Raw genomic sequence first — 13,710 nt, 5'->3', positions numbered from 1 at the left:
CGCATGCTAAAGACCGCAAGACTGATAAGGAGATCACCTCTGTGGTGGATGTGCAGCAGACGTTGAGCTTGATTTCCCTTCACGTTCCTTTTGGCGGCGCCTTTGCCTACGGCGCCACCTTTCTTACGACGGCCCACTGACGCCCGAACCCGAGCCAAGGAAGCCGCTCATGGCAATCACCCAAAACAACCGTTTGGTGCAGGTCGACAGCCCTCTGGGCGGCGATGTCCTGTTGCTGCAAAGCATGGAGGGCAGCGAAGAGTTGGGGCGGTTGTTCCACTACGAATTGGACCTGACCTCCGAAGACCGGGCGATCACGTTCGACCAGTTGCTGGGCAAGCCGATGGGGCTGACCCTGGAGCTGTACGACGGCGCAAAACGCTATTTCCACGGCATCGTCTGCAGTTGCCGGCAGTTGACCGGGCACGGTCAGTTCGCCGGTTACCGCGTCAGCCTGCGGCCCTGGTTCTGGTTGCTCACGCGCACCTCAGATTGCCGGATTTTCCAGAACAAGACGGTGCCGGACATCATCAAGCAGGTGTTCCGCGACCTCGGCTTCTCCGATTTCGAAGACAGCCTGAGCGGCAGCTACCGCGAGTGGGAATATTGCGTGCAGTACCGTGAAACCAGCTTCGACTTCGTCAGCCGGCTAATGGAGCAGGAAGGCATCTATTACTACTTTCGCCATGAAAAAAACCGTCATGTGCTGGTGCTGGCCGATGCCTATGGTGCCCACTCCACGGCGGCGGACTATGCCTCGGTGCCCTTCTACCCGCCCGATCGGCAAATGCGCGAGCGCGATCATTTCTACGACTGGCAACTGGCACGGGAAGTCCAACCCGGCTCGCTGGCGCTGAACGACTACGACTTCCTGCGCCCGCGCGCCAGCCTCGAGGTGCGCTCCAGCGTTGCGCGCAACCACACCAACGCCGATTACCCGCTCTACGACTACCCCGGTGAATACGTCCAGAGCAACGATGGCGATCACTATGCGCGTACTCGCATCGAAGCCATTCACAGTCAGTTCGAGCGTGTGCAGTTACGCGGACGCGCCCGCGGAATCGGTTGCGGTCATGTGTTCACACTGACGGGATACGACCGTGCGGACCAGAACCGCGAGTATCTGGTGGTGGCCGCCCGTTATCAGATTCGTCAGGATGCCTATGAAAGCGGACAGTCGGACGTCACCGAACAGTTCGTCAGCGAGCTGGACTGCATGGATGCCAACCAGGCCTTCCGCCCTCTGCCCCTCACGCCGATGCCCATCGTCCGCGGCCCCCAGACCGCCGTGGTGGTGGGCCCCAGTGGCGAGGAGATCTGGACCGACCAATATGGCCGGGTCAAGGTGCATTTCCATTGGGATCGCCATGACCAGTCCAATGAAAACAGCTCCTGCTGGATTCGCGTCTCCCAGGCCTGGGCCGGCAAGAACTGGGGATCCGTGCAACTCCCGCGGATCGGTCAGGAAGTGATCGTCAGTTTCCTCGAGGGCGATCCGGATCGGCCGATCATCACCGGCCGCGTCTACAACGCCGAACAGACCGTGCCCTACGGGTTGCCTGCCAATGCCACCCAGAGCGGGGTGAAAAGCCGTTCAAGCAAGGGCGGCTCACCGGCCAACTTCAATGAAATCCGCATGGAGGACAAGAAAGGCGCCGAGCAGCTGTTTATCCACGCCGAGAAAAACCAGGACATCGAGGTCGAGAACGACGAGACCCACTGGGTTGGCCATGACCGCCGCAAGACCATCGACAACGACGAGACCGTGCACGTCAAACACGACCGTACCGAAACCGTCGATAACAACGAAACCATCACCATTGGTGTGGATCGCAAGGAAAAGGTCGGCAATAACGAAACCATTTCCATTGGTGTGAACCGCACCGAGGATGTCGGCAGCAACGAGAAAATCACCATTGGCGCCAATCGCACCGAGCGCGTGGGCAATAACGAGACCATCACCATCGGTGCCGACCGCACGGAAAAAGTCGGTGCGAACGAAAAAATCTCCATCGCCAGCAACCGGACCGAGGACGTGGGTGGCAACGAGACCATCGGCATCAGCGGCAACCGTAACGAAACGGTCCAGGGCAATGAAGGCATCGAGATCAACGGCAACCAGAGTACCCAGATCGGCCAGAACGAATCCCGCGACGTCGCCCAGAACCGCAGCACGGGCATCAAGCAGAACGACAGCCTGGACGTGGGCAAGCACTTCGCCCTCAACGCTGGCGACTCCATCAGCCTGACCACGGGCGCGGCCAGCATCACCATGAAGAAGGACGGCACCATCGTGATCAGCGGCAAGAACATCACCATCGACGGCTCCGGCGCCATCAACATCAAGGCGAACAAGAACGTGGTCGTCAAAGGCCAGAAAATCCTGCAGAACTAGCCACGGAGTGGGCGCCATGACCGTTGAATATCATTTCCCCGTTTCCCCCACCGCCACGCCCGCGCGCGTGGATGGCGTCGTGATCGGGGTGCTGCTGGATGTGCCCGGGGCGGACGCCCCGGTGGTGGCCTTCCCGGGCTGCCCCGGCGAAACGGGCCTCGCCGCGCGCACCACCACCCCGTTCTCCCGTGAAGACATCGGCGCCCAGGTCGCGCTGATGTTCGAGGCCGGCGACCTGACCCGGCCGCTGGTGATCGGTCGCATCCAGCGCCTGCCGCAAACCGCAACGCCAACCGCCGCCCACCTGGACGGCGAGCGCCTGGAGTTCACGGCAGAGCGGGAAATCGTCCTGCGCTGCGGCAAGGCGAGCATTACCCTCACCCGTGAGGGCAAGGTGCTGATCCGTGGGACCTATCTTTCGAACCGGTCATCCGGCGTGAACCGCATCAAGGGCGGTTCGGTGCAGATCAATTAGAAGGTAGGCGATCCATGGAACTGCTCAACGCCAGCAAATTGGTGGCTGCCTACACCCTGGGCATGGCAAGCGACGGCCGCGAGTCCCTGGTTGTGGTAGCCAAGGGCACTTTCGATCTTCCGTTGGACGGCCGCGCCGCGACCCTCGCTGACATCCAGCAACCGCTGTTGATGGCCGACACTTTTCTTGGCGAACCGGGCCTCAGCGCCCCCCGGCAGGAAATGGACTTCGCCCCGGTCAAGCCATATTGCGATGTACTGGTGTGTGGCAAAGCCTACGCGCCAGGCGGCCGGCCCGTGACGCAGTTGACCGCGGGCATTCGGGTGGGTCAGATGACCAAAGCCTTTTCCGTCCTTGGTCCCCGGCAATGGCAACCAGGACTATTGGGCGCTTCTCCTGGCTTACCCCAGCCCTTCTCCGAGCAGGACATCTCGTATGCCCAAGCCTTTGGAGGCAGCCATCCAATGGCGAACGAGCCCGACATGCGTCACTGCTACCCAGCCAATCCGACCGGTTGCGGCTGGTATCCGCACCGTCTGAGTAGTGCTGATATCCTGGGCATGCCAATGCCGAACACCGAGGAATTGGGCAAGCCAATCGACAGCCCCTCTGGCGACTTTCGCCCCATGGCCCTCGGCCCCCTCGGCCGTAGCTGGCCGCAACGCGCCCGTTTCGCCGGTACTTACGACGATGCCTGGTTGGCCGACTGCTTTCCGTTTCTGCCAGGGGATTTCGACAATCGCTACTTCCAGGCGGCCCCTGACGACCAGCAGATTCCTCACCTGCGGGGCGGCGAGAACGTACAGCTGCTCAACCTCACGCCCCAGGAGCGCGCAGGCTTTCGCATCCCCGAAATGGATGTGCCGGTGACTTTCTTCCTGAAAAAAGGCGGTCATGAAACGGTGTCGGCGGTGATCGACACCTTGCTGATCGACACCGACGCTCGCCAGGTGCAGTTGACGTGGCGTGTCGCTCGCCCGCTACGGCGTAATATTTTCGAGATTGCCCAGGTGCTGGTCGGCACGATGTCCACAGCGTGGTGGCGTGCCCGTGAGCTGGGCAAGGATTACTACCCGTCACTTGGCGCCTTGGTGAAAGCCAAGCGCTCTCCCGAGGAGACGGGCTGATGAGCGCGCTTTGCATCATTGGATCGGGAATGGTCAGCGCTGTCGGCCTCAGCGCGCCGGCGAGCTGCGCGGCGATCCGCTGTGCCATCGACAACTTCCAGGAAACCCGCTTTATCGACGGCGCCGGTGAATGGCTGATTGCCGCGAGCGTGCCTTTGGAGCAACCCTGGCGCGGCCGCACCAAGCTGATCAAGATGGCGGCCCGCGCCATTGCCGAGGCACTGCAGAGTGCTCCGGGGCTCGACCCGGAAAAGACCCCGCTGTTGCTGGGGCTGGCGGAAGCTGAACGTCCCGGTCGCCTCGCCGGTCTCGATCAGGGACTGCTGCAGGCCATCGAAGCCGAACTGGGCATCCGTTTTCATCCTGGTTCCTACGTCATCGCGCGGGGCCGGGTCAGTGCCGCCGTGGCCCTGCTCAACGCGCGTGCGTTGATACATAAGGATGGCCATCGTCACGTGATCATTGCCGGGGTCGACTCCCTCCTTAATGGAGCGACCCTGACCGCTTTCGAACAACGCGAACGCCTGCTTACCAGCGAGAATTCCAATGGCTTTATCCCCGGCGAAGGTGCCGCAGCGGTGGTGCTGGCCGCTCCCGTTGCCAATGAACAGCCGCAATTGATCTGTATCGGTCTGGGTTTCGGTGTGGAACAGGCCACGGTGGAATCCGAAGACCTGCCTCTGCGCGCCGAAGGCTTGACCCAGGCCATACGGGCCGCCCTGGGCGAAGCAGGCTGCGGGTTGGAGCAGATGGATTATCGGCTGACGGATATTTCCGGCGAACAGTACTACTTCAAGGAGGCCTCCCTGGCCCTGAGCCGCAGCCTGCGGGTACGCAAGGAGTTCTTCCATCTTTGGCACCCTGCCGACTGCATCGGCGAAGTCGGCGCCGCCATCGGCCCCGTGATGCTCGCCGTGGCCCTGGCTGCCAGTCGCAAGGGCTACGGCGAAGGACCGAACATCTTCTGCCACCTGGGCAACGACGCCGGCCAACGCGCCGCCGCGCTGCTCAGTTACCAGATTGTGAGGGCCGCCTGATGGCCAACGAAGTCTTCGCCAATAATATGGAAGTGTCCTGCAAGGCGGCTGACGGCAAGTCGATCGCCTGCTTCCCGGATGTCTGTTTCACCCCACCCCAGGCCCCGCCCACCCCGCTCGGTGTGCCCATCCCCTACCCCAACACGGGCATGGCCAAGGACACCACCAAGGGCAGTCGCACGGTGAAGATCAGTGGCAAGGAAGTGATGCTCAAGGACAAGAGCCACTTCAAGACCAGCTATGGGGACGAGGCTGGGAATGCGCCGAAAAAGGGGATCGTCACGACCCGGAACAAGGGGAAGGTGTATTTCACTTCCTGGTCGATGGACGTGAAGTATGAAGGCAAGAATGTTGTCCGGCATATGGACCTGACTACTCACAACCATGCTTCCCAGCCTGGCAATACCGTGCCCTGGCCCTATACGGACAGAATGGCTCTTGCCAAGGATCTGGCCCAATGCGAAGGCGAAAGGAAACGAGCCAACACCGCTTGCGAAGGCACCAATAAAGAAACGAGCTGCCCGGATACCGACAAGCTGAAAAATGCCATCAAAGCCCGCAGCGCCGCAAAAAAAAATGCCGGTGATGCATTTAAAACGGATCCGGCCTATCTGGCTGCACACGCGGGGGTCCAAGGCGAGTATTCGTCCTTGGCAACGAGTATCAACGCAAACGCTTGCCAAAAGGCGCTGCGTTGCTTTCTCGCCCCGTATAAACCCAACAGATGTTGCCCGGGACAAACCGGAGACCACCTCATAGATTCGGCTTCCTTTACGGACGGCCCGGCCTCCGTCGGTCAACCCAGGAACCAGCATCCGACGAAAGCCGGCTGGAGCAAATACAAGACCGACAAGGCCCCGGTAATGTGCGTCGAGGGCCCCAATCAGACCACCGCCACCCACGGGCAGATGCATACCCGGCGTGGGGTGGTGGCCTTGCGTGAGGCCGATGCAAAAGGTGAGTGGTCAAGGGCCAAGGCCACAGAGACAGGGGCCAAAGCGGCCAGGAAAACCTTCCCGGACTCTGATTGTTCTCAGGAGTGCCTGGAAGGCCAGTTGAATGAGTATCACAACGGGGCAAAGGACGCTGGGGATGAGCAACCGATCAATGCCAGCGTTTCCATGACCAGTAATCAGCATGAGCGGGACAAGGCTGCGCGCGACATGTTCGATAACGAGTGTGACCTTTAATGTATTCACATCAGGAGACCAAAGATGGACCCTCTAGACTCACGATTCAGTGGACTCAGCGTTGGTACTGGGGTCGTTCGCTACTCCGACCTCAGTTATTTGATTACCACTAACGACGCCTCTATCAGTGAAGGGTACACCGGGTCGATATTGTTCACGCTACATCGAGGAACCTGGGGGGCCGGCACGGTGCCCTGGCTTGCCTGTTCCGGCACGGTTTGCCATGCACCGGCCGAACGTTACGTGGTACTGGGCACCAATGGAGCGGTACGTACTAGTGGCGGCGGCGCGATAAAAGAAGAAGCCCCCATCGCAAACTGCGGAATAGACCCCAAAAAACGCGGCCCTCTGCGCGAAATCCGCGGCATCGCCAAAGGCCGGGCCTACGCCGTAGGCACCTGCCGCCAGGCCTACGTCCGCGATGACGAGGACCAGTGGCGTTGCATCGACCAGAGCGCCCAGGTCGGCGACACCCCCATCACCGACACCAGCTTCGAATCGATCGACGGGTTCAGCGAACAGGAAATCTACACAGTCGGTTGGGAAGGTGAAATCTGGAAGTACGACGGTTCCGTCTTCACCCAGCAGAACAGCCCGACCAACCTGGCGCTCTACAAGGTTCGCTGCGCGCCGGACGGTTTTGCCTATGCCTGCGGCCAGCTCGGCACTTTGTTGCGAGGACGCGATGACCAATGGGAAGTGATCGAGCATGACAGCACCCGGGAAGACCTCTGGGGCATGGAGTACTTCGATGGACAGCTGTACGTGTCGTCCACCCATTTTGTCTATCGCCTCGAGAACGGCAAGCTGATCCCCATCGACTTTGGCGACGACGCACCGCGCACGTGTTATCACCTGAGCGCGGCCGACGGCATCATGTGGTCCATCGGGCCCAAGGACGTCATGGAGTTCGATGGTGCGAACTGGAAACGGTGCCTGCAAATTGACTGACCCTGCCTGCCCGTACATCAGGATCGATGGCTGATGAAAACACTGCCCATCGTCCTTGACCTGCATGTCGAAGAAGCCAGTTTCCTGGCCGTCCTGCGCGATTATGCATTACGCGCTCCCCACTACGACCTGGACGATCTCCGCACACTCGACGAGCGCATCGACGCCCATCTCGACGGCCTGCGGATCGCTGGCTCCACGGGTTTGCAAATCCTGCTGGCCCAGCTCAGTCCCCACGCCATCGGCGAGATGTTCGCCAGCGTGGTGCTGGCTTTCGAAGCGGCTAACGGCAAAGTGCTGTCGCGGCTCAGCGAGCATTTGCGCAGTGCCTTGGAAACGGAGCGCGGTTATCTGATGGCCCTGGGGTGGCTCGACTGGGAACGGGTGTCGCCCTGGATCGAGCGCATGCTCGCCTCCCCCGACCCACTGTTTCGCCGCCTCGGCCTGGCCGCCTGTGGCATGCATCGCCACGACCCCGGCCCCGCCCTGCTGGCCGGACTTTCCGATGCCGACCCAAGCGTGCTGGCACGTGCCGCCCGCACGGCTGGCGAACTGCGCCGGCGTGACCTGTTCCCGACGATTCGTGCCCACCGCCAGCATGCAGACGCCGCCACGCGCTTCTGGGCCAATTGGGCCACTGTCCAAATGGGCGACCAGCAGGCCTTGGAGCCTCTGCGCTCATTCGCCGAGCAACCGGGCGAGTTCCAGTACCGCGCGCTCTGCGTACTGCTGGCTTGGCAAGAACGCGAATCCAGCATCGCCTGGATACGCCAGTGGGTACAGGATCCCCGGGATCGGCGCGTCGGCATCCAGGCTCTTGGACTGCTGGGCGATCCGGTCAGCGTGCCCTGGTTGATCCAGCAGATGAGCGACCTGCCCTATGCCCGCGTCGCCGGTGAAGCCTTCAGCGTGATCACCGGCGCTGACCTGGCGTTGCTTGATCTGGAATTGCAGGACCTGCCGGATTTCGATGCAGGCCCGAACGACAATCCTGAAGATCCCAATGTGGCCATGGACCCCGATGAAAACCTGCCCTGGCCCGACCCGCAGGCAATCGAACGTTGGTGGCAAGCCAACGGCGGACACTTCCAAGAGGGGACTCGTTATATGCTGGGATTGGCCCATAGCGAACAGAGCTTTCAGCAAGCCCTTGTCCGCGGTCAGCAACGCCAGCGCATCGCCGCGGCCTGCGGTCTCGCCCGCTTCCGGCCAGACGAGGTGCTTTTCCCTACCAGCGCACCGGCTTGGCGGCAAAAGCGGTTGTTGGGGATGACGGCGGTGTTCGGGCGTTGATCAGGATGTTTATATAGCGCTCCTACACCTGGCAATCACCCGGCGCTGGAAGTCGCCCAGCAAGGGGTCACTGTAAACAGCGTCGCGCCCGGCTGGATCACCACAGGGTCGACCACTGCCGAGGAAGCCACGGCGGCAGGCTACACACCGATGGGCCGGGCGGGACGTCCCGAAGAGGTGGCGGCACTGGTGGCTTTTCTGGCGTCTTCAGAGGCGAGCTACATCACGGGCGAAGTCATCGTGGTGGATGGCGGCAACTGCCTGGTGGAGAACAAGGCCCCGTGATCTGAATCCATGGCCCGGCCCGCTGTGGGAGCGAGCTTGCTCGCGATGAAGGCAGCCAATCCAGCATCCCTGTCACTGAACCACCGCGATCGCGAGCAAGCTCGCTCCCACAGGGGGCTGGGCCAGTCATTTGAATAACTCACTGCTCATGAAATCAATGAACACCCGCAGTTTCGGCGCCAGGTGTTTGCTTGAGGGCCAGAGCATGCGGAAGGTGCTCTGATGCCTGTTGAAGTCGTCCAGGACGGTGACCAGTTCACCGGCCGCGATGGCCTTACGCACAGTGAAATCCGGCACGCAGGCAATCCCCAGCGCATCATGCACCACGTGCAGCAACGCCTCGGTGGTGTTGCAGACCAGGGTCGCCGGCAGGTTGAGTTCCGGCTCCCCGTCCCCGGTTACCGGCCAGACTTGCATCCTGCCAGTACTGGGAAACTTGTATAACAGGCAGGCATGGCGCAGAAGATCCGTCGGTACATGCGGTGTGCCGTGTTCGGCGAAGTACCGGGGCGAACCGACCACAACCAGCTTGAACGGGCCCAACGGACGGGACATCAGCCGGGAGTCGTTCGGCTCTCCGGTCCGAATGACTGCATCGAACCCCTCCTCGATGATGTCCACCAGCCTGTCGGAAAAATCCAGGTCCAGTTCAATACTGGGGTAGCGCCGCATGAAGGCGATCAGCGTCGGCATGACCAGGTCCGCAACGAGGGGCAGGCTCACGCGCAGTTTGCCCCGTGGCGCTTGGCGGGTTTGCGACAGTTCCTGCTCGGCCGCTTCGACTTCGCAGAGAATGCGCCGGCAACGTTCGAGAAACAGCGTCCCTTCCGCCGTCAGCGTGATACTTCGCGTGCTGCGATGAAACAGCCGCACACCCAGCCGCTCCTCGAGCCGGGCGACGCTTTTGCCCACCGCCGAAGACGAAATGCCCAGCGCCCTGCCCGCCTCTGAAAAACTGCGGGTTTCGGCCGCGCGTACAAAAAAATCAATCCCGCTCAGTGATTCCACGCCAGCTCCTATTGCGGACATTTTTTCCGATGTGTTGTGCACTCTAGCATTCTTGTCTCGCCAAAGAGGGGCGCCTACCGTAGTACTTATCAATCCGCGATTGACCGCGTCGTCCCGGCGGGTCAGGAGCGCTCCAAGCAGGTGACACATGACGATTGCCAGCCCCCCTATCGATGCAGATGCCGAGGTTGTTCAAGACACTGCGCCGCTCCCCATAGGATCACTGTTTGCCCTCGCACTGGCGGCGTTCTTGACCATCCTCACCGAAGCCTTGCCCGCCGGTCTTCTTTCCCAGATCAGCGACGGGCTGGCGATTTCCGAAGCCCTCGCCGGCCAGTTGGTCACGGTCTACGCGATCGGTTCCTTGCTGGCGGCCATTCCATTGACCGCCGCGACCCAAGGCATGCGACGCAGATCGCTCTTGCTGACGGCCATCGCCGGTTTCGCCGTTGCCAATACCGTCACGACGTTTTCTACCCATTATGGTTTGACGATTGTCGCGCGCTTGCTGGGTGGCGTATCGGCCGGGCTGCTGTGGGCCTTGTTGGCCGGTTATGCCGCCCGCATGGTGCCCGAAAGCCAGAAAGGTCGAGCGATTGCAATTGCCATGGTGGGCGCGCCCTTGGCGTTATCCCTGGGCGTGCCGGCTGGCACGCTGCTCGGCAATCTGGTCGGCTGGCGAATGAGCTTCGCCCTCATGAGCCTGTTCGCCGTGGCCTTGATGGTCTGGGTACGACTCAAGGTGCCTGACTTTCCGGGGCAGTCCTCCAACAAACGTCTTGCCTTGGGCCAGGTCTTCAGCCTGCCGGGGGTTCGCTCGGTGTTGTTCGTGGTACTGGCTTTTGTCCTGGCGCACAACATTCTCTTTACCTACATCGCTCCGTTTTTGACGGCGGCGGGCCTGGGCGAGCGGACGGATCTGCTCCTGTTGGTCTTTGGCGTCGCGTCGTTGCTGGGGATCTGGGTCGTCGGCGTGCTGATCGATCGCCATCTGCGGGCGTTGACGCTGGCAGGTACGGTGCTGTTCGCCCTTTCGGCAATGATGCTCGGGGCAATGAGCGACAGGCCTGCGGCGGTGTATATCGCCGTGGCCGCTTGGGGAGTCGCTTTCGGAGGGGCTGGGACGCTGTTCCAGACGGCCATCGCCAAGACAGCCGCAGAGGCGGCGGATCTCGCCCAGTCAATGCTGGTCACGGCCTGGAACCTCGCCATTGCCGGCGGCGGGATCGTCGGCGGCATTCTGCTCGACCACCTGGGGGTCGTGGCGTTTGCGCCGGTCCTGGTCGTTCTCTTGCTGCTGGCGTTGGCGGTGGTGTGGTCTGCCAGGCAGTACGGGTTTGCGCAGAGCGTTCAATGAGGAGCGTGAATCAACGTCACTCAAGTCTCATGCTCTGCAGTCAGCGCCGGGGTGGCACTTGCCCGGTATTTCGACAGGCTTACCCAGACCAGTGGAATCGCACTCAGGCAAGCCGCCGCGAACAGCCAATGAGCCGCCGCCAGAGCATCCCCGCTCTGGCGGTAGATCAGGGTAATCAGCGAAGGCGTGGCGCTGCCGAAGAGGGTCACCGACAACGCGTAGGCCAACGAGACCCCCAGGGCCCTGACTTGCACCGGAAACAGCTCTGCCAATGCCGCCGAAGCCGGCCCGGTGTAAAGCACCATCAACACTGCCAGCCCGCACTGGAAGCTGATCAATGTCTGGAGACTGGGGCTGTTGTTCAGCCATACGAACCCCGGGTAAGCACAGAGCGCGACCCCCACGGCACCGATGAGCATGACGGTGTAGCGCCCGATACGGTCCGACAGCAGTGCGGTCAAGGGGCACAGCAGCGTGATGAGACCGACCAGTACCAAACCCAGGTATGCCTTGTTGCGTGGAAGCTCAAGGACCATCGACGCATAGGTCGGCATGAAATTGATCAATTGAGTCGCGACCGTCCAGAGAACGACGATCAACACCCCCATCACGAGGCTGGGCAGATAGGGGCGAAGGCTAGGCCCCTTCCCTGCCATCGCTTGCTTATCTTGATTATCGAGAAAGCGGCGCAGCGGTTCGCTTTCCTCGAGACTGCGGCGAATTTTCAGGCCCGCCACCACGACCAGCAGTCCGAAGAAATAGGGCACGCGCCAACCCCACTCATCCAACTGGGCTGGCGTCAGCGCGCTCGACAATAGACTCGCACTTAACCCACATAGCAGGAATGATCCGGCTTGCGCTACTTGTTGACTGGACGCAAACAGTGCGCGACGGTCCGCAGGGGCCGTCTCGACAAGGTAGGCCAGCGCGCCGCCGATCTCTCCCCCCGCTGCGACCCCCTGCAATATGCGCGCGACGACAATGCTCAACGGTGCCCACCAACCGATGGCCTCGTAGGTCGGGCATACGGCGATGATCAGGGTCCCTGCGCCCATCAGCATGATGGACAGGGTCAGCGCCGCCTTGCGCCCCTGGCGATCGGCATAGCGCCCCATCAGCAACGCGCCCAACGGTCGGGCCACGAAGCCGACGGCGAGCGCCAGGTAAGAGGCGAGCAACGACATCAATGGGTCGGATGCCGGGAAAAACGCTGCGGCAATCTGCAAGGCGAAGATCGCAAACAGGGTGAAGTCGAACCATTCCAATGCGGCACCTACGCTCACCGCCAGCACCAGTTTTCTGCGTTCTCGCCCGCGACCCTGGCGATCCAGGGCGGTGGTGTTCATTGCTCACCCCCGGCGGGAAGCGGAGGCAATGACTCACAACGTGCCAGGCGACGCAGGAACTGTTCACACGCCTCGAGCTGAGCCAGGTCCACATACTCGTTCGCCTTGTGCGCTTGCTTGATGCTCCCTGGGCCGCAGACGATCGTGGGGATCCCTGCGGCCTGGAACAATCCGGCCTCCGTGCTGTAAGCCACTCGCTGTCGGCCATGGACCATTGAGCTGGCCTCGCGGACCCACTGTGCGAATGCCTGATTGCCCTTCTCATCCAAACCCGGGGTATGCAGCGTGTGGGAAAACTCGATGGACGCGACCGCGGCACGATCATTCATCTCACTGTGCATGGCCTGCTTGGCATCGTCCTCGATCTGTACCAGCAGTTGCTCGGCATCGCACCCGGGCAGGTAGCGAATCTCGAAGTCAAAGTTGCATTGACCGGGAATGACATTGCCAGCGACACCGCCATTGACCCGGCAGACCTGAACGGTGGTGTACGGCACATCAAACCCGTGGTCCAACGGCCCCTGTGAAAGCCGCCTGGCCACTTGCTGAAGCTGCATTTGTACCCGCGCGGCGTAGTCGATGGCGTTGACCCCCTCGCCCGGTAACGATGAGTGCGCCACCTTGCCATGGACACAGCAATTGATTTCATGACGCCCTTTGTGGCCGATCACCAACACCATTGAAGTTGGCTCGCCGATAATGCAACCGGCGGGTTCCAACTGCGCCTGGGTGATAAAGGGGGCCAGATGTTTCGCCCCCATCGCGCCCACCTCCTCGTCATAGGACAAGGCCAGGTGAAAGCTTTGCCGTGTAGACGCCATCAGCTCCGGAACCATCGCCAGTACCACAGCAATGAATCCCTTCATGTCCGAACTGCCGCGACCGTACAGCCGATCCTGAACCAGGTGGGCACTGAACGGATCTTGCGTCCAAGCCTGGCCAGCGACAGGCACCACGTCGGTATGCCCGGACAGGATGATGCCTCCAGGGCGCGGCGGCCCAAGGCTGGCAAAGAGGTTCGCCTTGCGCCCGGAGGCATCCGGTAGGATCTGGGCCTGCACCCCGATGCCATGCAGGTAGCCACTCACCCACTCGATAAGGTCCAGATTGGAGCGGTCGCTGACCGAAGGGAAACCGATCAAGGTACGTGCGATTTCCAACGTGCGTGCCAGCACGCTGCGGCCGTCATTCGGGCAAGCGTCTGCCGCCCCCTGCGCATAGGCCAAGGAAAGAGTCATGGGATGCT

General features: G+C 61.6%; 11 protein-coding genes and 1 pseudogene. 9 read left to right on the top strand and 3 right to left on the bottom strand.

Translation table 11 applies throughout. The features are described from left to right. Positions 1-169 precede the first annotated feature (169 nt). From BLO80_RS02530 to BLO80_RS02495, 8 genes and pseudogenes are all read left to right on the top strand, one after another. Positions 170-2,395 (top strand): type VI secretion system Vgr family protein, encoded by a 2,226-nt coding sequence (locus tag BLO80_RS02530; RefSeq protein WP_092326543.1) that lies wholly within the window; start codon positions 170-172, stop codon positions 2,393-2,395. A 16-nt stretch (positions 2,396-2,411) separates the two neighbouring features. Next, positions 2,412-2,870, top strand: coding sequence for a DUF6484 domain-containing protein (locus BLO80_RS02525; protein ID WP_092326541.1), 459 nt, complete (start codon positions 2,412-2,414; stop codon positions 2,868-2,870). 14 nt (positions 2,871-2,884) lie between these two features. Continuing rightward, entirely contained in the window at positions 2,885-3,997 is a 1,113-nt protein-coding gene (locus BLO80_RS02520; RefSeq protein ID WP_092326540.1) for a DUF2169 family type VI secretion system accessory protein, read from the top strand. After that, positions 3,994-5,034, top strand: coding sequence for a 3-oxoacyl-ACP synthase (locus BLO80_RS02515; RefSeq protein ID WP_092326538.1), 1,041 nt, complete (start codon positions 3,994-3,996; stop codon positions 5,032-5,034). Before BLO80_RS02520 ends, BLO80_RS02515 begins: the two co-directional genes overlap by 4 nt. Beyond that, on the top strand, positions 5,034-6,224 hold the full coding sequence (locus BLO80_RS02510) for a PAAR-like domain-containing protein (RefSeq protein ID WP_092326537.1): 1,191 nt from the start codon (positions 5,034-5,036) through the stop codon (positions 6,222-6,224). The genes BLO80_RS02515 and BLO80_RS02510 overlap by 1 nt, the downstream gene beginning before the upstream one ends. A gap of 24 nt (positions 6,225-6,248) precedes the next feature. Then, positions 6,249-7,175: a hypothetical protein gene (locus tag BLO80_RS02505; protein ID WP_256574078.1), complete on the top strand. Its 927-nt coding sequence runs from the start codon at positions 6,249-6,251 to the stop codon at positions 7,173-7,175. Positions 7,176-7,208: 33 nt separating this feature from the next. Then, complete coding sequence (locus tag BLO80_RS02500) at positions 7,209-8,468, top strand: TIGR02270 family protein (protein ID WP_092326535.1); 1,260 nt, start codon at positions 7,209-7,211, stop codon at positions 8,466-8,468. A 42-nt stretch (positions 8,469-8,510) separates the two neighbouring features. Beyond that, positions 8,511-8,753: pseudogene (locus BLO80_RS02495) on the top strand (SDR family oxidoreductase); the annotation flags it as partial. 126 nt (positions 8,754-8,879) lie between these two features. Here the strand turns inward: BLO80_RS02495 and BLO80_RS02490 are convergent. Continuing rightward, on the bottom strand, positions 8,880-9,761 hold the full coding sequence (locus BLO80_RS02490; protein ID WP_092326533.1) for a LysR family transcriptional regulator: 882 nt from the start codon (positions 9,759-9,761) through the stop codon (positions 8,880-8,882). A gap of 148 nt (positions 9,762-9,909) precedes the next feature. On the opposite strand from BLO80_RS02490, the gene BLO80_RS02485 reads away from it, so the two are divergent. Continuing rightward, positions 9,910-11,118 (top strand): MFS transporter, encoded by a 1,209-nt coding sequence (locus BLO80_RS02485; RefSeq protein ID WP_092326532.1) that lies wholly within the window; start codon positions 9,910-9,912, stop codon positions 11,116-11,118. Positions 11,119-11,138: 20 nt separating this feature from the next. Here BLO80_RS02485 and BLO80_RS02480 read toward each other — a convergent pair whose 3' ends face one another. Both BLO80_RS02480 and argE read right to left on the bottom strand, forming a co-directional pair. Further along, positions 11,139-12,464, bottom strand: a complete 1,326-nt coding sequence (locus BLO80_RS02480; RefSeq protein WP_092326530.1) for an MFS transporter — start codon at positions 12,462-12,464, stop codon at positions 11,139-11,141. Next, positions 12,461-13,702, bottom strand: a complete 1,242-nt coding sequence (gene argE / locus BLO80_RS02475; RefSeq protein ID WP_175459437.1) for an acetylornithine deacetylase — start codon at positions 13,700-13,702, stop codon at positions 12,461-12,463. The genes BLO80_RS02480 and argE overlap by 4 nt, the downstream gene beginning before the upstream one ends. Positions 13,703-13,710: the final 8 nt, after the last annotated feature.

Source organism: Pseudomonas sp. NFACC56-3 (assembly GCF_900100025.1).
In the GTDB taxonomy this organism is placed as follows: Bacteria; Pseudomonadota; Gammaproteobacteria; order Pseudomonadales; family Pseudomonadaceae; genus Aquipseudomonas; species Aquipseudomonas fluorescens_AA.
This window is presented reverse-complemented; position numbering and strand designations above follow the sequence as displayed.